Origin of the sequence: Citricoccus sp. I39-566, from assembly GCF_031432995.1 — a bacterium.
Classification (GTDB): Bacteria; Actinomycetota; Actinomycetes; order Actinomycetales; family Micrococcaceae; genus Citricoccus; species Citricoccus nitrophenolicus_A.
On the sequence record NZ_CP133842.1, the window covers coordinates 920,647 to 940,087 of the forward strand.

Here is a 19,441-nt window from a genome sequence, read left to right on the forward strand (position 1 = left end):
GAACGTGACCAATTTGATCAGCGCCTTTCCCCTCGGGACCATTGAGGGCGTCTCCAAGATTATCGGTGACCTTTACAGCGGCACCGAACTCACACGCATCATGGCCGAAGTGCCGCTTCGCTCTGACCCCGGCGAAGGTCACACCAAGTGGCGCCGACTCGCCCACGCCGTCTCCAGTAATCAAGCGAAGACCGGTAACGGGAATGCGCTGATCGCTCTTGTTCGGGCGGCAATGCGAGCGGAGCGCACGCTCGATCGCAAGTCTCGTGCAGACATCGCACGCGATGAACTCAATCAGGTTCTATCGCTAGTGAGCCTCAAAGTGCTCGCCGACGGACGAGTAGCAACGGCAAAGAGGGCGTCCACCGATACTGAGGCGCTGGCTCGCTCGGAACGGCTCTACAAGATTCTCGAACAACGCGGAGCGCATGCCGAGGTACTTACATACTGTCGAGAAGACCTCGTCCGCGCGGACTACTACGAAGCGGTCTTCGAGGCGATCAAGGGCTTGGGGGCACGGATTCGTTCTCAGACCGGCGTTGATGCGGATGGATACGGCCTCATCGAGAAGACGATGGCCGGCTCAAGCCCACCGCTCAGAATCAACGGAGGGCGAACCCGCACCGAGCGAGATGAGCAACTCGGTATAGCCAACCTCGCGAAAGGGCTGTTCAGCGCCTTCCGGAACCCAGTGGCCCACGAGCCCAAGTTGCAATGGACGATGAGCGAACTGGACGCTCTTGACGTTCTGGGAACGCTGTCCATGATCCATCGTCGGCTGGACGCAGCGATCTCGCGGAACGGTGAGGGCGTGTGAGTACGGCTGGAGCGCTTTCGATCGACCTGACAGCACGCATCGCCAGTGCCGACGCGGCGCTGGCGCTAGGGGGCGTTGTCGTTGTGGGCGCTGGGCTGTCGATCAGTAGTCGATTCCCCGCCACCCGAGGCCTCACCTCGCTCCTTTGGGACGCACTGGATACTGACGTTGCTGCACGATCGAAGTTGGCCAGCGCTCTTGGTCGTGAGGATGCCGACGCGAAGTCGCTCGTGGGCGATGAATGGGCTGATGTAGAGCAAGCCTGGGCGGCGGTCGCAGGTAGCGCAACCGCGCGCCACAGGTTCCAGAGTCAGTTCGTCAAGCTGGACGGCGAACGTAGCACGCAACCGTCCGTCGCGCACGAAACGCTCGCTCGCCTCGTCCACTCCGGCGTTGTCGAGTGTGTGGTCTCGCTCAACTGGGACACTGCGCTCGAATGTGCGTACCAGCGACTCTACGGAGCCGCGTTGCCTGCGGGCGTGATATTCAAACCGCATGGCGATGTCGCCCAGCCACACGTGCCCTGGACGCTGCCACATGAGCCCGGCGTAGTGCCGTCTGACGTCCTCGGAACAATCACGCAGCTCCGCTCAACGCACGCTCGCACACTCCTCATCGTCGGCTACTCCGAGAGCGACCAAGTCGTAGTCGACGAGCTAGTGCGGCCACTCGATCAGTCCTGGCGAACGATACGCATCGGGCCCCACGCGATGGGGGGCGAGGACTTGAAGGAGACGGCAGAAGTTGTCCTACCGGCCCTCGCGGAAAGGTATGCGATTGGAGAGGAACGTTCGGCATGGCACACGGTGACCTATGCAGGCAGCCGAGGTGTCGATTCCTGGCTGGCGGGTCAGCGCCTCGGCCCGCAGGACGTGGACTCGTGCCCAGAGCTTGACGAGGTGCAAACCATCAAGCGATCGCTTCAGCATGATCGCGCAGTGGTCGTGAGCGGTCCCACAGGTTCGGGGAAGTCTATTTGCGCTTATCAGGCACTCCGCGGTCTGATGAATGACGGATACGAAGTCCTCCGACTGCGTGACAACGCGCGCCAAGACGGGGTGCGCTCATGGCTAACGGATCTGGTTGCCTTTCCACACAGGAAGGTGCTGTTCATCGACGACGCCCAGGACCTCTCCGCAGACACAGTGCGCGAAATCGCGGAAGCCGCCACCCCCGAGAGGCTCGTGCTCATCGTCGGTATCGATCATGTTGCTGGTGGCGTCAACACCGTCCATCTCAGCGCTTCCGGTGCGGTGGCCCGACTCGCTCGCTTCGTGCGCGAACAGCGGGCGAGCCTGTTCCCTCATATCCGTGCTCTCGATGATCACGTCGGAATCCACCCGCATGACTTCAATTTCGAGCGACGCATCGACCTCGCCGAGCGCGAGCCGACCACCTGGCAGTTCGCGTACGTTCTCACCGGCGGATGGCGAAGGGTTCGTCGTCAAGCGATGGAACTTCGGGACCAAGACCGGGCGGACCTGGCGCTGGCTGCCATCGCGGTCGCACAGGTCGCTGGGGTTGACTCCGGAGTTGCCCAGGGCGAACTACAGGCTCTCCTGCCAGTTCTCCAACGAGACCAACAGTGGCTCGAACGGTGTATCGCGAAGCTGCGCTCTCGACGGCTGATCTCCGAATCCGACGGCCGCATCCGTTGCGCCCATCTCCAAGCCGCGCTAAATGTGATCACCTGGAGCCTTCATCCACCCAAACACGTGTTCCCGCCTCACCAGAGGCCGGAAGTGCTCCCGGTCGCCTCTGCCTCGGCATCACCCCATACAACGGCGCACACAACCGCCACGTCTGCGGACACGACGATGCCATCTCCACCGCAACTTCCCGCGTTGGACATCGAAAACGACAGAAGGGCAATCGGCTCCCTCATCGCTTCCGTACTGAGCGACTCCTCGACGCCCCTACGAGGGTGCACGTGGCTCGTCGGTCGGAATCTGAACACCGACGCGCGATGGATACTCAGACGCCAGGAAGTGCTCTCTGACGCGCTCTACAGCGAACTCGCTCACCGCGCGCTAGCTATCTCCGCGGATGGCGACATCGCCGAAGCGGCACAACTACTGTCTGAGGTCATCGCCTACTCTGACGGCGCGGTGATGGCGACCGTGCGAGCGCACGCAGACCGGCTCAGAGAATGGTATGCGGCGATCGCGCCGGAAAACGGTTGGGCGCTTGGAGACCTTGCGAACAGCATGCACCAGCCTGACGCCGAGTTTGCCGAACAGGTAGCCGGCTTCACGGACGGACGACGACTCGCGCGTCTGATCCTCGACGGTGGCTGGCCGCACATCTACTCCAGCTCACACGCGCTGGACCGCCTGTGCAACATTGGAGGCGAGCCGCTCCGGGCGTCGACCAAAGCACATCTCGATGAGTTCGCGTACAGGCAGATGCTCGACGCCAACCCACCGGAACTATGGCACATCTCGACGCTCATCGAGAACCTCTCAGCGGCAGATCATGACCTCGCGCTGCGCTTGGTCGAGCACTCCGCGCGCCAGATCGCGTCGTTGCTCATGATGGACCCGGTCCGACGATGGAACGATCTGTTCAATCTGGTTTTTAGCACCCTCGGGTACGCCGCGATCACCTTCGGGCGGCGAGCTAATCTTCCAGTGAAATGCCGGCCGGCAGCTCGCACGCTCGTCCGCGCGCTCGATCGTGACCAAGTCGCCCAAGTATTGTCCGGTCCGCAGGATCAATGGGGGCAGATGAACTTCGACGTCTTCATTGGTCTCGTGGAGAAGGCAGATGCCGCTACGTTCGCAGCCGTCGCCGACCGTCTTGACTTCGCCAAGCTCGAAGAGTCGCTTGCCACGCCAGAAGGGCGACCATCCGGTACGGGGCTCTACCTTTGCGTTCAGCTGTTTGAGCGGAAGTCAGATGAGGTGCGCTTGATCCTCGATCGACTCGAACCGTCGCTCATTACACTCGACTCATTCATCGCGTTCATGGCGCCGGACGTGGCGGCCCGCGCGCTACGGAGAGGGTTGCCGCTCGATCTTGGACTCGACCACCATCGTTGGGGATGGGCAGCTGCTGTTATCGCGCGTCTCGCCGAGCACGATGCCGAACTCGCACTGGAAGTGGTCGAAGCGAACAGAGCCGGAGCGATCGAAGGGCTCACTAACAACACGAGCGACCCTTTTGACAACCTCAACGCATGGGTCGAGGTCTGTGACCATCTCGACTCGACCCTGATCGACACCCTCGTAACAGAGCTTCCCGAGGGAGCCGTGTCGAAGTGGGAACGGGCCATCAGACGTCCGAAGCGCTACGGACACTCGCGCCGCGACCAGATCGCCTCCCTTGTTTTTCGCGCGGCCAGAACTGACGGGCACGTTAAGTCGGAGGCCGAAGGGTTGCTCCAACGCTTTCCGGCACTCGCGCGGATGCGGCCGGATAGTTGTGTGTAGGGGGCTGAGCTGAGTGATTGGGTCGCAGGGGCGGTGCCAGCGGTCAATACAGTGCGGGTGCTTCGGATGCGGTTGAATGGGATAATGACCGATCCAACCCCCAATGGCCTCATGAAGGTGGTGGTGGACCGGTATCTGAAGTCCGGCGACTTCAACGGACTCCACCTGCACACGAATGTCGAGCCCGCCTTGGTTGACGTTGCGAAGAGGCTGGTAGCCGACGGCAAGCTTCAGGTGATGGTGTCGGAGGTCGACTATCCGAACCCGCACATCCGGCCGTGGCCCTCGCGGCGAACGATCGAGTCGCAGATCGAGTCACTCGACGAGTTGGCGGGGGCCGGCTACGGCGTGGTGCTCTATCCGACTCCGCTCGCTCTGAAGGGTGTGCGCGTTCCGGCGCGTCTGAAGGGGCGTCCGTTCGGTGCGGCGATGGCGAAGGGCCGCGGCACCCTAGAACTCGCCTATTTCAGCTTCGACGTGCTCGAGCCATACCGGAACGACCCGCGCTACCACTTCCGCTACTGGGACTTCGGCGTTGACATGGGTATCGGCGATGAGGCCTACCTCGACGAGACCGAGCTCGAGCGCGACAAGGTGTCGTTGAGTCATCTTGGGTTTGCCTATGACCTTTCCGGTTACGACCGCGCTGACGTGACGACGCCGATCGTCCGCCGCGTCGCTGCCTTCTATGGCGATCTCGCCAAACTCACCCCGGAGCATCAGCAACGCTGGCAGTCGTATCAAGTGGTCGATACCGGCTTAGAGCCGCACCCCGCGTGGTGGATGACACAGATGGGCCACTGGGCCGACGGCATCGGGCCGTTCGACCACCTCTTCATTGAGCTCGCGAACCTCAACGCGCTCTGGACTGGAGCCTTCGGCGAAGCGCTCTTCAAGCACACCGATCGACCGCAGGACTTCGGATGGCTTCTGCGTCCGTCGCAGCGTGAATGGGACGAGTTCATCGTGCAGCTCGACAAGGTGCTGTCGGACAACATCCGCCACGACGGCCTAGACGCAGCGGGCGCACCCCGTAAGGACAAGAACGACCAGAACCTCGGCAGCCTCACTCGTCTCGCCGCTTTTCTTGATGGCAAGGGCATCGATGCGGCCGTGGTGAAAGACCTATTGAGGCCGCTGCGTGAGATACGTCAGGCCAGGCAGAAGCCAGCCCATGCATTGCGCACCAACCTTACGGATAAGACATTCGTGCATCGTCAGGTCGCGCTACTCGAGGACCTCAACGATGCGCTCCGGGAGCTGGCGCGGTGGATGTCTACGCATCCGAAGAATCGAGGGTGGAAGTCTGACTTTGAGCCGGACACGTACTACCGGATGTAGAACTACTGGGCGGTGATGTCTCCGTCCTCGACGAGTTGTTTCACACGGGAAGTGCTGGTGGCGCTTGCTCCGTGACCGGATGACTCGACCTTTCGGGGCTGTGAGGGGTCTGAGTCGCTGGGGGAGGGGACCAGAAGGGGACCAGAAGCATGCAAACAATGCACGCCGTGACGTGCTCTGCATGATCTGACGCCCGGAATCACGCAGAATCTGGTCGAGCTGAAGCCGGTTGGACGCCTGGGGGTCAAGGGGTCGAATAGTGTCGCTCATCGGCTGGCACCTTCACGATCTGGCGCCGGCAAGGGAGACCTAACTACTGGAATCCTGAAACCGCGTAGCACCAGAACGCCCTTCGAAAAGCCCATTCAGCGCCGAAGGTATCCGAACCTGATACACGCTTCTGCCGATTGGCTGCGAGAAGCTCCTGACGGTGGCCTTACGTGCATGGAGGTAAGGCCATGCACGGCGGTTGACTGGTTGATTGCGAAACTGAAGCCGGTGAATCGGACAGATGGTCCTGAGAAACGCGGACGCCAACGTAGGCCGTGACCTGCCCTACACTGGCTCGTGGACACGGGGTGCGCCGTCCGGCGCTGAGATCAAACCCGTGGAACCTGATCTAGTTCGAACTAGCGAAGGGATGTCCGCGTGACTTCTTCTTGCCATACCCAGAATTCCTCAGTTCCCCGCGTGCTCTCGATCGCCGGGACCGACCCGTCCGGGGGCGCCGGCACCGCCGCGGACCTCAAATCGATCACCGCGGCCGGCGGCTACGGCATGAGCGTGGTGACCGCCCTGGTCGCCCAGAACACCCACGGTGTGCGGGACCTCCACGTCCCGCCCGCTGACTTCCTCGCCGCCCAGCTCCACGCCGTCAGCGACGACGTCACCCTCGACGCCGTCAAGACCGGAATGCTCGGCACCACCGAGTTCATCGCCACGGTCGTCGCCTGGCTTGACGATGTCCGGCCCGCGATCCTCGTCGTCGACCCGGTCATGATCGCCACCAGCGGGGACCGGCTGCTGCAGCCCGAGGCCGAGCAGGCCATGGTCGTCTTCTGCCGCCGCGCCACCGTGGTCACCCCCAACATCGACGAGCTCGCCGTGCTCACCGGCTCGCCCCGCGCCACCACCGAGGACGAGGCACTCGAGCAGGCCGCCCGCTGGTCGGAGGAGACGGGGGTGGCCGTCGTCGTGAAGACCGGCCACCTGGACACCCTGACCGTCACCAACACCTGGCTGTCCCCGGACGGCAGCCGCATCGCCGTGCCCTCCACCCGCGTGGACACCACCAGCACGCACGGCACCGGCTGCTCCCTGTCCTCCGCCCTGGCCACCCGCCTCGGCCGCGGGGACAGCCCCGCCGATGCCCTCGCCTGGGCCACCGACTGGCTCCACGAGTCCATCACCCACGGCGCCGCCCTGCGCGTCGGCTCCGGCCACGGCCCCGTGGACCACGGCCACCGCGCCCGCCGGCTGCAGGCCGCCGCATCCTCCGCCCCCTGGATCATGCCCGACGCCGTCCCCCACCTCCTCGAGACACCCGCGGACCTGGGTGCCCCGCAGGCCGGCGACCACGGCCGCAACGTCACCGTCCCCGCACCGGCCGTCGCGCCGCCCGGACCGTGGACCGCCGCGCTCTGGGCCGCGGGGGCGGAGATCACCGCCGCCATCGCGGACTCCGACTTCGTTCGGGCCCTGGTGGACGGCAGCCTGCCGCAGCACGCCTTCGCGTTCTACCTGGCCCAGGACGCCCTCTACCTCAACGGCTACGCCCGGGCGCTGGCCGCACTCGCCGCCCGCAGCACCGACCCCGACGCCCAGGTCTACTGGTCCCAGGCAGCCACCGGGGCCCTGACCGAGGAGGCCGAGCTGCATCGCGGCTGGCTCGGCACCGCAGGGCACACCGCGACGCCCGCGCCGGGTCCAGTCACGGCCGCCTACACGAACTTCCTGCTGGCCACCGCCCTCGGGGAGGACCGGGCCGTGGGTGTGGCCGCCGTGCTGCCCTGCTTCTGGCTCTACGCCCAGGTCGGGGCCGCGCTGCCCGCCGTCCCCGCCGACCACCGGTACGCCGACTGGCTGGACACCTACCGGGACCCCGGCTTCGTCACGGCCACCGAGCAGGCGCTGACCCAGCTGGAGGCCGAGATGGCGGCGGCCTCCCCGGCCGTGCGCTCCGCCGCGGCCCGGGCCTACCTGACCGCCTGCCGGCACGAGCTCGAGTTCTTCGACCAGGCCCTGCGGATCGAACGCGGCGTGGCGGGTGCCGTCTCCGGAACCGCAGGTGGCACCACCCGCAGCACCGGAAATACGAGCCCCGCCAACACCGCCGCCGCCCAGCTGGCCGGGAGCGCCCGGTGACGGCCGCTGCCACGGCACCGGCCACCGCGCTCCAACTACCCCCGGAGGGCAAGGCCGCCCTGCGGGCCGGGGTGGTGGGCAACTGGATCGACAACATCCACGTGTTCCTGCCGCTGACCGCCCTGGCCCCGGCGATGCTCGTGCTCGCCGGGCCGGCCGCCGCCGCGTCCACCGGGGCGCTGATCGTCATCGCGATGCTGCTGGGGCGGCCGATCGGCGGGGTGGTGTTCGGGCGCATCGCCGACCGGCTCGGGCGCACCCGCACCACGCGGATCGCGATCGCCGGAACCGCCCTGTGCGCCCTGGCCATCGCTGCCACCCCCACGCACGAGATCCTCGGCGCCGGGACCATCGGGCTGATCCTGGCCCTGCGGTTCCTGTGCGGGATCTTCGTGGCGGGGGAGTACTCGGCTGCCATCCCGCTGGCCATGGAGTGGTCCGCACCCCGGCGCCGCGGGCTGATGAGCGGCCTCATCCTGTCCATGGCCCCGTGGGCGCAGGCCACCATCGCGTTCTCCGTGGCCGGGTTGCTCGCGCTGATCGGTCCCGAGGCCTACGCCGCCTGGGGCTGGCGGCTGCTGTTCGTGCTCGGGGCGCTGCTCTCCGTGGGGATGCTGGTCTACTACTCCCGGCAGGTCACCGATGCCCCGGTGTTCCACCGCAGCCGGCAGCGGGCGGCAGCGGCCGAGCGGGCGGAGCAGACTGAGCCGCCGGAGGGTCTGGCGGGGCGCGGCGCCCCCAGCCAGAAGCCTGGGTTGCGCCAGCTGCTCGCCGGCCGGTGGGCGCGGGCCTTCTGGCAGGTCTTCGTGCTGATGACCGGGCTGTGGTTGCTGACCAACACCACCGTGCTGCTGCTGACCGACCGGCTGGCCACTGACTCCCCGCTGGATCCCACCGCGGTCCCCGTGGTCATGGGGATCGCCTCCGTGGCGCAGGCCGTGGTGATGGCCCTGGCCGGGCACCTGTCCACGCGGGCGGGCCGGCGGCGGGTCTTCGTGCTGTGGGGCGTGGCGGCCGGGGTCGCCGGGCCATTGGTGTGGTGGCTCGCGGTCCACTCGCCGACCCTCGCCACCGCGGCCGCCTGCGCCGCCGTCCTGCAGGTCATCACCGTCTCCGCCTACGGCCCCGTCTCGGCGTACCTCTCCGAGCGGTTCCCCACCGAGGTCCGCTCCACCGGCTACGGCTCCGGGTACAGCCTGTCCCTCATCATCCCGGCGCTCTACCCCTTCTATCTCCCTGCGCTCGAGGCGGGGTTCGGACGGGACGGCTCCGTGATGGCGCTGGTGGTCCTGGGCGGGGTGCTGCTCGTGCTCGGCGCGGCCCTCGGACCGAGGCTTGCGCCCCGGGACCTGGACGGGGACCTCGACGAGGTCGCCGCGGGGGCTGTGCGGACGGATCTTGGTCGGACGGAGCGCGGCCGGTGATGAGGTTCGGTTAGCCCTGATCTCTCGTGGTCTTTTCGAAGTGGTTGAGATGCGATCGGGACCGGTCCGTACGGAACTGGTGGTCGTTTGAGATCAGTTCATTGCGCTCGTGCAAGGTCTTCACCTCGAGCATGCCGCTCACGATGAGTGCGTCGACGAACGTCTTGTCCTTCTCGCGGCCTGCTGCCAGCTTCGCTACGGCGAGGTCGTGTGGCTCCAGGAAGTGAGGTTCAGCAGGAGCTGAGGAGAGGAGGTCCCACCCGACCAAACGATCCCGCCACCCTTCAGGGAGGATGGCCGTCTCAACGTGGATGCCCTCTGCATAGAAGCCATTCAAGGCGTGAAATCCAGACAGCTCGCCGATGATGCCCTCGACTTGGTCTGCCTTCTCCCGATCGGGATCATCGAGGAAGGCGATGTCGGCCTCGATCGATGCGGTCGCCTCTGCGGGCAGGTCGTCCTCGTCGTAGGAGCCGAGGATCGATTGAGAGCCTATGACGAGCACGTCCTTGTCGCCGACGATGGTGCATGCCGCTCTGAGGACGTGGGCCAGTTGTTGTCTGTTCACGCGGCGCGCTCCGCACCATGCTCCTGGCGCCAGTGCTGTTGGAACGAGCGCAGGACCTGCTGCCGCTGCTCATCGGCGAGGATGCTGGCGAAGGGGCTGTTCTGCCGCAGTTCGCAAGACAGTTCATCGGTTCCGGTCAATACAGCGGCCACCTGATCGACGCCGCCGTCGATGATCGCACTCCATTGGTTGAGATACTGCACGGACTTGCCGTCAGGACGATGCGCGGTCTTCCATCGGGCGATGTTGTCCTGGGCAGACTGCAGCACGGTGACGGGGTCCATCATGAGCGCGACCAGCACTGCCCGATGAAGCCACAGGGATTTCTCCTGGTTGCGAGTGAGCTGCGGTGCGACGAGGCGTGCGAGGGAGGCACGCCGGATCCGCCGATGTGTCCCGATCCTGATGGACGGCAGATCACCGCGATCACAGAGGTCGGCAACATGTTGCCGTGAGACCCCGAGAATCTCTGCGGTCTCTCCGGTGCTGAGCCAGTCATCGTCCATAGCCAAAGGCTACCCTCAAACACCAAAAACACAACGTTCCCTGAATGAAGCGCGAGGATGGGATGGAGTGCCCCTGCCTTACACTGACTCGTGGACACGGGGTGCGCCGTCCGGCGCTGAGATCACACCCGTGGAACCTGATCTAGTTCGAACTAGCGAAGGGATGTCCGCGTGACTTCTTCTTGCCCCACCCGGCTGGGACCGGAACTCGCCCGCGATTCGGACCTGGCCGCCGTCGCGCCGGTGATCCGTGCGATGCGCGAGCGCGCGCCGCTGGTGCACTGCATCACCGCCACCGTGTCCATGGGGATCGTGGCGGACGGGCTGCTCGCCGCCGGCGCCCGCCCCATGATGACCGAGACCCTCGCCGAGGCCCCCGTGGTGACCACCGTGGCTGACGCGCTCGCGGTCAACCTCGGGACCCTCAGCACGGACGCGATGGAGGGGATCCCCGCGACGGTGGAGGTGGCCGTGCGGGACGGTCGGCCCTGGGTGCTCGACCCCACCGCGATCGGCCTGGCACCCGTGCGCACGCCGTTGGCGCGGCGGTTGCTGGATGCGTATCCGGAGGTGGTGCGCGGCAACGCCTCCGAGGTGCTGGCGCTGGTGGGTGCCGGTGCGGGCGGGCGCGGGGCGGACTCGGTCTCGGCGGTGGAGGCCGCCGAGGACGCGGCCCGGGAGGTGGTGCGCAGGGCCGGGGGAGCGGTCGCCGTCTCCGGGCAGACGGACCTGGTGCTCGACGCCGGCCGCCGCGCCCTGGTGGCGCGCGGCACCTCCCAGCTCACCCGGGTCACCGGCACGGGGTGCCTGCTCGGGGCGCTGACCGCGGCGTGCTGCGCGGTGGAGGTGGATTCGTTCCGGGCGGCGCTGGCCGCGACCACGTGGCTGAACGTGGCCGGGGAGCTCGCCGCCGGGCGGGCCGCCGGGCCGGGGAGCTTCCGGGTGGAGCTGCTCGATGCGCTGGACGCGGTGGGGGCCGTATTGGACGGGTCAGATGGGGTCGTGCGGTGACGATTGCTGACGCGGGGCGAGGGCCGCTGGACCTGCGCTGCTACCTCGTGACGTCCGGGACCGGGCGACGCACGGTGGAGGTGGCGGCCGCCGCGGCGGGTGCCGGGGCCGGCGTCGTGCAGGTGCGGGCGAAGGACGCGTCCGCGGCCGAGCTGCTCGAGCTGACGTGCGCCGTGGCGGAGGCCGTAGGCGCGGCCAATCCGGCCACCCGGGTGCTCGTTGATGACCGGGCCGATGTGGCGTGGGCGGCTCGGCGGCGGGGGGCGGCGGTGCACGGCGTGCACCTCGGGCAGGACGACCTGCCGGTGGAGGCCGCCCGGGAGCTGCTGGGGCCGGAGGCGGTGATCGGTCTGACGACCGGGACCCTGAAACTGGTCCGGTCCGCGGAGGAGCTGCGCGGGGTGATCGACTACGTCGGCGCCGGGCCGTTCCGGCTGACCCCGACGAAGGACTCGGGGAGGTCGCCGTTGGGCGTGGCGGGGTATCCGAAGTTGGTGGCGGCCACGGGGCTGCCGATCGTGGCGATCGGGGACGTCACCCCCGCGGATGCCGCCGCGCTGGCTGGGACGGGCGTGGCCGGCGTCGCGCTGGTGCGGGCCCTGATGGCAGCCGCCGAACCGGGTGCTGTGGTGCGGGAGGTGCTGGCGGGGTTCGGCGCTCAGTGTCCGTCGTGATCCGCCGGGTCTTCAGATTGCGGCGGACGAGGGAGCTCTCACCGGCCCACTCGGTCGGACGGGGAGTCCTCCTGCACCAGAAGGTACGACTGCCGGAGGACTTCGATCTGCGCCGAGCGGTCCTGAGAGCGTAGAGGCATAGGCCGATCCTCGGCGATGGGGCAGGACATCGAAGGGCGGCGTTGACTGTGCCCCCGGGGCACGGTTTCCGATGGTGGTGTCAGCATCCCCTTTGAAGGAGTAGCCCGCATGACCAGCACCCGGCCGAACTGCGATCAGCTCGACGTCGAAGCGCTCTTCGGCGATCCCGAATTCGCACACGTCCTCGCCCGAGGCCATCCCGGCCCGGCCCAGTACCGTGCCCGTGGCCGGTTCGACGATGTCCACGGGATCCGCCGAACCCTCGGTCCAGACAGGGCACCGGACTAACCCAACCAAGTGCCCACTAGGGTGTTGCCATGAACGAGCCGATGCATGTCGTGGCCTGCGCCCACGGGACGGACGATCAGGATGGCCAGCGGGCCGTCGACCGCCTCCGCGCGGAGGTGGCGGACCTTTCCCGCCGGCGGGGGATCGACGTCCGGATCCATGAGGCGTACGTGGACGTCCAGGGGCCGAGACTGGACGACGTGCTGGCTTCCCTGCCTGTGGGGGAGCCCGCCGTCGTGCTGCCCCTACTGCTGTCCACGGGTCACCACACCCAGGTCGACATCCGCCGGGCGGCCGACTCCCGTCCAGGCACCCTGGCCGCTGCGCCCATCGGGCCGGACCGGCGGCTGGCCGTCGCCCTGGCCGAGAGACTCGCCCGGGCCGGCCTCGACGACGGCGACCGGGTGGTCCTGGCGTCCGCCGGCACCCGCGTGGCCCGGGGGATCGAGGAGGTCGTCCAGCTGGCGGCCTGGCTCGGCGAGGAGATCGGGCGTCCGGTCACGGCAGCCTTCGGTACGGCGGCGGAGCCGAACGTTCGGGACGCAGTCCGAGACGCCCGCGCCCAGGGGGGCCGCAGGGTGATCCTCGCCTCCTACCTCCTGGCGCCGGGGTTCTTCCACGCCATGCTCGCCCGGGCCGGCGCAGACGTCGTCACCGGCCCCCTGCTGCCGTCGGGCCTGGTGGCCGAGTGCGCCGTCGACCGATTGGCCGAGGTGCTTCACCCGGCGTCACACGACGGCTCCTGAGCGGTGGCATCGGACCTCGACGTCCGGGCCTGGGGCTGACGGGGCGAACATTGCCCTGTGTGATGAGCTGTTTGTCCGTTCTCCGGGGGGCTCCCTACCGTCGGGGGCATGACACAGGCGACCGAGACCACCACGCAGCCCACCGTGGCCGCCCGCCCCTCGCGGCGCCCCGCCGTCAAGCCCCACGGCCAGTGGAAGGTCGACGGCACCGCACCGCTGAATCACAACGAGGAGTTCAAGCAACAGGACAACGGCCTCAATGTGCGTGGGCGAATCGAGCAGACCTATGCCCTCGAGGGATTCGACTCGATCCCCTCGGACGACTTGCACGGACGCTTCCGCTGGTGGGGGCTGTACACCCAGCGCAAGCCGGGGATCGACGGGGGGAAGACGGCCACCCTGGAGCCGCACGAGCTCGAGGACCGCTATTTCATGCTTCGCGTGCGGATCGACGGCGGCGCCCTCACCACTGAACAGTTGCGCGTCATCGGTGGTATCTCGACGGAGTTCGGCCGCGACTCCGCTGACATCACGGACCGGCAGAACATCCAGTTGCACTGGATCCGGGTGGAGGACGTCCCGGAGATCTGGCGTCGCCTGGAGGCGGTCGGGTTGTCCACCACTGAGGCCTGCGGCGACGTGCCCCGGGTGATCCTGGGTTCGCCCGTGGCCGGGATCGCGGCCGATGAGATCATCGACCCGACCCCGGTCATCAGGGAGATCGCCGAGCGGTTCATCGGCGACCCAGAGCTGGCCAATCTCCCGCGCAAGTTCAAGACGGCCATCACGGGACATCCCTCCCAGGACGTGGTGCACGAGATCAATGACATCTCCCTGGTGGGTGTGGTCCATCCCGAGTTGGGACCCGGATACGACCTGTGGGTCGGCGGGGGCCTGTCCACCAGCGCCCGCCTGGCAGATCGGCTCGGGGCCTACGTCAGCGAGGAGCGGGCCGCCGAGGTCTGGCTCGGGGTGGTGCAGATCTTCCGCGACTACGGATACCGCCGGCTGCGCAACAAGGCACGCATGAAGTACCTCCTGAACGACTGGGGGCCCGAGCGGTTCCGTACCGTGCTGGAAGACGAGTATCTCGGCTACGCGCTGCCGGACGGCCCGCCGCCTGCCCCGCCCACCCGTCCCGGCGACCACGTGGGCGTCCATGAGCAGAAGGACGGCAACTTCTACATCGGGGCCACGCCGGTGGTCGGGCGGGTGAGCGGCACGCGGCTGACCGCCCTGGCCGACCTGCTGGAACGCCATGGCTCCACCCGGCTGCGGGCCACACCCCACCAGAAGTTCGTGGTGCTGGACGTGGTCCCGGACCGTGTCGACGACGTGGTGGCGGGACTGTCCAACCTGGGGCTGGACAGCGCGCCGTCGGTCTTCCGGCGCTCGACCATCGCCTGCACCGGCCTGGAGTTCTGCAAGCTGGCCATCGTGGACACCAAGGACACGGCCGCGCGTGCCGTGGCCGAGCTCGAGGATCGCCTGGCGGACGTGGCGGACCGGTTGCCGGAGCGGCTGTCCCTACACGTCAACGGCTGCCCGAACTCCTGCGCACGGATCCAGACAGCGGACATCGGCCTGAAGGGCCAGTTGCTGCCGGACGCCGACGGCGGCCAGACCCCCGGATTCCAGGTCCACCTGGGCGGCGGCCTGGCGTCCAGTGATCGGGAGACTGCCGGGCTGGGCCGCACCGTGCGCGGCCTGAAGGTGACGGCTGACGGACTGGTGGACTACGTCGACCGGGTGGTTCGCCGCTACGACGAAGAACGAGACCAGGGCGAGACCTTCGCCCACTGGGCGCACCGAGCAGACGAGGAGGCCCTCCGATGACCACCCCAGCAGCACCGGTCCGGACCGCCGAAGAACAAGACCGGTTGCGGCGCCTGGCGGAGTCGGGAGCCGCGGAACTCGGCTGGGACGCGCCCGCCGAGGAGGTCGTCGCCTGGGTGGCCAAGCACGTGCCGGTGGACGACACGGCCGTGGCGTGCTCCATGGCCGATGCTGTCCTGCCGCACGTGGTGACCGAGCGGCTGCCGAGGGTCGACGTGCTGTTCCTGGACACCGGCTACCACTTCACCGAGACCCTCGCGACGCGCGACGAGGTCGGCCGCCGGCTGGACGTGAACATCGTGGACGTGTACCCGGAGCTGACGATCGCGGAGCAGGATGCTGCCCACGGTCCGGAACTGTTCGCCCGGGACCCGGGCCTGTGCTGCGGGCTGCGGAAGGTCGACCCGCTCAACCGCGTCCTGAGCGGTTACCGGCTGTGGTTCACCGGAGTGCGCCGGGACGAGGCTCCCACCCGCACGAACACCCCCCTGGTGACCTGGGACGGAGCCCATGGGCTGATCAAGGTCAACCCCTTGGCCACGTGGAGTCTCGAGGACCTCACCGGCTACTCCGCGCGTCACGGCCTGCCGGAGAACCTGCTGCTGCGCCACGGCTACCCGTCCATCGGTTGCCTGCCCTGCACCAAGCCGGTGGCGCCCGGGGAGGACCCGCGGTCGGGGCGTTGGGCGGGCGACGACAAGACCGAGTGCGGCATCCACGTCTGACCGGCGCCCCTCGGCCCTTCCTCTTCCTCCGAGCACCCCGGCACTGCCGGACTAGACCGACCACTCTGACCCGCAAGGAATCCCCATGACCCTCACCCGCCTTCCCGACACGAGACCCGGTGCCAACACCGGCCTCGGCATCCAAGACACCCTGGAGGCCGAATCCATCCACATCATCCGGGAGGTGGTCGCCGAGTTCGAGCGTCCCGCCATGCTCTTCTCCGGCGGGAAGGACTCCGTGGTGATGCTGCATCTGGCGGCGAAGGCCTTCTGGCCCGGCCGGGTGCCCTTTCCGGTGGTCCATGTGGACACCGGGCATAACTTCCCCGAGGTCCTAGAGTTCCGCGACCGCACGGTCGACCGGCTCGGGTTGCGCCTGGAGGTGGCCTCCGTGCAGGAGTACATCGACCGGGGGGAGCTGCGCGAGCGCGCGGACGGCACCCGCAATCCCCTCCAGACCACTCCCTTGCTGGACATCATCCGGGAGCAGCGTTTCGACGCCGTCTTCGGCGGCGGCCGGCGGGATGAGGACAAGGCCCGGGCCAAGGAGCGCATTCTGAGCCTGCGCGACGAGTTCGGCCAGTGGAACCCCCGGAACCAGCGACCGGAACTGTGGAACCTGTACAACGGCCGCCACCCGGTGGGGCACCACGTGCGGGCCTTCCCCATCAGCAACTGGACCGAGCTGGAGATCTGGCGGTACATCGCCCGCGAGGGCATCGAGCTGCCTTCCATCTACTACGCGCACCAGCGTGAGGTGTTCCACCGGGACGGGATGTGGCGGGCCGTCGGGGAGTACTCCCAGCCCGGGGAGGGCGAGGAGGTCTCCATCCGGACGGTACGGTACCGCACCGTCGGGGACATGTCCTGCACGGGGGCGGTGCTCTCCGACGCTGCCACGGTGGAGGACGTGGTGCTGGAGGTCGCGGCGTCCACGCTCACCGAGCGCGGGGCGACCCGTGCCGACGACCGCCTGTCCGAGGCGGCCATGGAAGATCGCAAGAAGGACGGGTACTTCTGATGACCACAGCACTCCTGGAGCACCACGGGTCCGCCTCTGGAACCCTGTTCCGCCTCGCCACGGCGGGATCGGTGGACGATGGCAAGTCCACGCTGGTCGGCCGCCTGCTGCACGACTCCAAGGCCATCCTGGCGGACCAGCTCGAGGCGGTGGCACGCACCTCAGCCGAACGCGGCTTCGGCGGCGACGACGGCGGACTGGACCTTGCGTTGCTGACGGACGGCCTGCGGGCGGAACGCGAGCAGGGCATCACGATCGACGTCGCCTACCGATACTTCGCCACCGACCGGCGCACCTTCGTGCTGGCGGACTGCCCCGGCCACGTCCAGTACACGCGCAACACCGTCACCGGCGCCTCTACGGCGGATGCCGTCGTGGTGCTGGTGGACGCGCGCCACGGCGTCCTGGAGCAGACCCGCCGCCACCTGAGCGTGGTGCACCTGCTCCGGGTCCCGCACGTCATCGTGGCCGTCAACAAGATCGACCTGGTGGACTACTCCGAGGATGTCTTCACCGAGATCGCCGCCGCGGTGCGCCGCGTGGCCGGGGACCTCGGCCTGGCGGACGCCGTCAGCGTCCCGGTGTCCGCCCTGCGGGGGGACAACGTGGTCGAGCGCTCGGGGCACACCCCCTGGTACTCGGGCCCGACCCTGATGGAGCTGTTGGAGTCGTTGCCGAGCGCGGACGATCAGGACGACTCCGCGGCCTCGTTCCGCTTCCCCGTCCAGCTGGTCGTGCGGCCGCAGGGGGCGCTCGCTCCGGGGGTGGACCCGGCGGCCTTCCGCGACTACCGGGCGTATGCCGGGCAGATCGCCGCCGGCACCGTCCGCCGCGGCGACACCGTGTCCCTCCTCACTCCGGGACAGCCGGCCAGGACCACCACCGTCGTCGGCATCGACGCGGCTGGGCAGGACTTCGAGGAAGCCGTGGCACCGCAGTCGGTGTCCCTGCGTCTGGCAGAGGAATTCGACGTCGCGCGGGGAGACCTGATCGCCGCCGTGGCCACCGCCCCAACGCCCTCCGCGGATCTCTCGGCCGAGGTGTGCTGGCTGGCCCAGCAGCCGCTGCGGTCCGGTGCCGGGGTGCTGGTCAAGCATGGCACGGCCACCGTCCGGGCCCTCGTGCAAGAGGTGGAGGGACGCCTGGACCTGGAGAGCCTGCGGCCCGAGCCGGCGCAGACGCTCGAACTCAACGACATCGGCCGGGTGCGGCTGAAGCTGTCCTCCCCGTTGCCGGTGGAGCCTTACGCCCGGCACCGCCGCACCGGGGCCTTCCTGGTGATCGACCCCCAAGACGGGAACACCCTGGCCGCTGGCATGGTCCAGAACGGGGCCGGCGCATGAGCGGGCAGCGGGGAGAACCACAGACCGTGCGCATCACCGCAGGGGGAACGGACCGGCCGCGGCAGCGCCGCGTCCGGGTGCTGGCGGCGGTAGCCGCCGTCGTGCTGCTCGGCGGCGCGGGCGTCACCGTGGCGGCCGCGCTGGGCAACGGCAACGGCGATGACGTCGCCGGTGCCGCCGGGGAGTCGGCCGCCGCCGAGGAACTGCGGCTGGGCTACTTCGGCAACGTCACCCACGCGCCGGCGCTGATCGGGGTGCAGGAGGGGCTGATCGCCGAGGCCCTGGATGAGGGCGGCCGGACGCAGCTGCGCACCGAGGTGTTCAACGCGGGTCCCTCGGCCATCGAGGCGCTGAACGCCGGGGCGATCGACGCCGCCTACCTCGGGCCCAGCCCGGCGATCAACTCCTTCGCCCAGAGCAAGGGCGAGGCCTTGGTGGTCATCGCCGGCGCCGCCTCCGGGGGAGCCCAGCTGGTCGTGCAGCCGGGCCTCGACGGAGCCGCCGACCTGGCAGGGACTGTGCTGGCCACCCCGCAGCTCGGCGGAACCCAGGACGTGGCACTGCGGTCGTACCTGCGGGACCAGGGTCTGTCCTTCGGGGCCACCAGTGACGCCGAGGTCAGCATCAACCCCACCGAGAATGCCCAGACCCTGCAGCTCTTCGCCGATGACCGCCTGGACGGCGCCTGGCTGCCGGAGCCATGGGCCTCCCGGCTGGTGCTGGAGGCCGGCGCCGAGGTGCTGGTGGACGAGGCCGAGCTGTGGGACGGGGAACTGACCCCGGACCCCGGGCAGTTCCCCACCACCATCCTGGTGGTCAACCGGGACTTCGCCGACGCCCACCCGGACACCGTGGAGGCACTGCTGCGCGGCCACGTGGAGGCGCTGGACTGGCTTGAAAAGACGCCCGCGGCCGAGCGCCCGGGGGCCATCAACGAGGCCCTGGAGCAATCCGCCGGGGCACCCCTGCCCGAGGACGTGATCGAGCGGTCGCTGGAGCACATCGAGTTCACCGCCGACCCGCTGGCCGGGACCTACACGAAGCTGTTGCAGGACGGCGTGGACGTCGGGCTGACCCAGTCGGCCGACCTCACCGGGCTGACCGACCTCGAGGCTCTGAATCGGGTGCTGGCCGAGAAAGGGGACCGGGACCAGGTCGACTCCAGCGGATCCGGCACCGAATGAGCACGCGGCGAGAGGGAACGT

General features: G+C 68.3%; 16 protein-coding genes and 2 riboswitches. Of the genes, 14 read left to right on the forward strand and 2 right to left on the reverse strand.

Features of this window, described 5'->3' with window-relative positions; all coding sequences use genetic code 11:
- The first annotated feature begins 4 nt into the window (after positions 1 to 4).
- The 5 genes from RE421_RS04350 (at position 5) to RE421_RS04370 (ending at position 9,377) form a co-directional block, all read left to right on the forward strand.
- Positions 5 to 817 (forward strand): TIGR02391 family protein, encoded by an 813-nt coding sequence (locus RE421_RS04350; RefSeq protein WP_309814909.1) that lies wholly within the window; start codon positions 5 to 7, stop codon positions 815 to 817.
- Positions 814 to 4,248: a hypothetical protein gene (locus RE421_RS04355; protein WP_309814912.1), complete on the forward strand. Its 3,435-nt coding sequence runs from the start codon at positions 814 to 816 to the stop codon at positions 4,246 to 4,248. Before RE421_RS04350 ends, RE421_RS04355 begins: the two co-directional genes overlap by 4 nt.
- Positions 4,249 to 4,332: 84 nt before the next feature.
- The gene (locus RE421_RS04360) at positions 4,333 to 5,589 is read left to right on the forward strand and encodes a hypothetical protein (protein ID WP_309814915.1); all 1,257 of its coding nucleotides are present in this window, start codon (positions 4,333 to 4,335) and stop codon (positions 5,587 to 5,589) included.
- Between the two features lie 564 nt (positions 5,590 to 6,153).
- Positions 6,154 to 6,247: riboswitch (TPP riboswitch) on the forward strand.
- Positions 6,248 to 6,279: 32 nt separating this feature from the next.
- Positions 6,280 to 7,953 (forward strand): bifunctional hydroxymethylpyrimidine kinase/phosphomethylpyrimidine kinase, encoded by a 1,674-nt coding sequence (locus RE421_RS04365; protein ID WP_309814918.1) that lies wholly within the window; start codon positions 6,280 to 6,282, stop codon positions 7,951 to 7,953.
- Positions 7,950 to 9,377 (forward strand): MFS transporter, encoded by a 1,428-nt coding sequence (locus RE421_RS04370; protein ID WP_309814921.1) that lies wholly within the window; start codon positions 7,950 to 7,952, stop codon positions 9,375 to 9,377. Before RE421_RS04365 ends, RE421_RS04370 begins: the two co-directional genes overlap by 4 nt.
- Before the next feature lie 10 nt (positions 9,378 to 9,387).
- Here RE421_RS04370 and RE421_RS04375 read toward each other — a convergent pair whose 3' ends face one another.
- Both RE421_RS04375 and RE421_RS04380 read right to left on the reverse strand, forming a co-directional pair.
- Positions 9,388 to 9,945 carry a DUF6036 family nucleotidyltransferase gene (locus RE421_RS04375; protein WP_309814924.1) on the reverse strand — a complete coding sequence of 186 codons (558 nt, stop codon included), beginning with the start codon at positions 9,943 to 9,945 and terminating at the stop codon, positions 9,388 to 9,390.
- A complete protein-coding gene (locus tag RE421_RS04380) occupies positions 9,942 to 10,451 on the reverse strand; it encodes a helix-turn-helix domain-containing protein (protein ID WP_309814927.1) in 510 nt (169 codons plus the stop codon). Before RE421_RS04380 ends, RE421_RS04375 begins: the two co-directional genes overlap by 4 nt.
- Positions 10,452 to 10,538: 87 nt before the next feature.
- Positions 10,539 to 10,632: riboswitch (TPP riboswitch) on the forward strand.
- Here RE421_RS04380 and thiM point away from each other — a divergent pair.
- The 9 genes from thiM (at position 10,623) to RE421_RS04425 (ending at position 19,420) form a co-directional block, all read left to right on the forward strand.
- Entirely contained in the window at positions 10,623 to 11,462 is an 840-nt protein-coding gene (gene thiM, locus RE421_RS04385; protein ID WP_309814930.1) for a hydroxyethylthiazole kinase, read from the forward strand. (Overlaps the previous riboswitch by 10 nt.)
- A complete protein-coding gene (locus tag RE421_RS04390) occupies positions 11,459 to 12,136 on the forward strand; it encodes a thiamine phosphate synthase (RefSeq protein WP_309814933.1) in 678 nt (225 codons plus the stop codon). The genes thiM and RE421_RS04390 overlap by 4 nt, the downstream gene beginning before the upstream one ends.
- Positions 12,137 to 12,385: 249 nt before the next feature.
- On the forward strand, positions 12,386 to 12,565 hold the full coding sequence (locus RE421_RS04395) for a hypothetical protein (protein ID WP_309814935.1): 180 nt from the start codon (positions 12,386 to 12,388) through the stop codon (positions 12,563 to 12,565).
- Between the two features lie 29 nt (positions 12,566 to 12,594).
- On the forward strand, positions 12,595 to 13,311 hold the full coding sequence (locus tag RE421_RS04400; RefSeq protein ID WP_309814937.1) for a CbiX/SirB N-terminal domain-containing protein: 717 nt from the start codon (positions 12,595 to 12,597) through the stop codon (positions 13,309 to 13,311).
- 108 nt (positions 13,312 to 13,419) lie between these two features.
- Positions 13,420 to 15,147: a nitrite/sulfite reductase gene (locus RE421_RS04405; RefSeq protein ID WP_309814939.1), complete on the forward strand. Its 1,728-nt coding sequence runs from the start codon at positions 13,420 to 13,422 to the stop codon at positions 15,145 to 15,147.
- Positions 15,144 to 15,872, forward strand: coding sequence for a phosphoadenylyl-sulfate reductase (locus RE421_RS04410; RefSeq protein WP_309814942.1), 729 nt, complete (start codon positions 15,144 to 15,146; stop codon positions 15,870 to 15,872). Before RE421_RS04405 ends, RE421_RS04410 begins: the two co-directional genes overlap by 4 nt.
- Before the next feature lie 85 nt (positions 15,873 to 15,957).
- The gene (gene cysD / locus RE421_RS04415; RefSeq protein ID WP_309814945.1) at positions 15,958 to 16,893 is read left to right on the forward strand and encodes a sulfate adenylyltransferase subunit CysD; all 936 of its coding nucleotides are present in this window, start codon (positions 15,958 to 15,960) and stop codon (positions 16,891 to 16,893) included.
- Positions 16,893 to 18,236 carry a GTP-binding protein gene (locus RE421_RS04420; RefSeq protein WP_309814948.1) on the forward strand — a complete coding sequence of 448 codons (1,344 nt, stop codon included), beginning with the start codon at positions 16,893 to 16,895 and terminating at the stop codon, positions 18,234 to 18,236. Before cysD ends, RE421_RS04420 begins: the two co-directional genes overlap by 1 nt.
- Positions 18,233 to 19,420, forward strand: coding sequence for an ABC transporter substrate-binding protein (locus RE421_RS04425; RefSeq protein ID WP_309814952.1), 1,188 nt, complete (start codon positions 18,233 to 18,235; stop codon positions 19,418 to 19,420). Before RE421_RS04420 ends, RE421_RS04425 begins: the two co-directional genes overlap by 4 nt.
- Positions 19,421 to 19,441 lie beyond the last annotated feature (21 nt).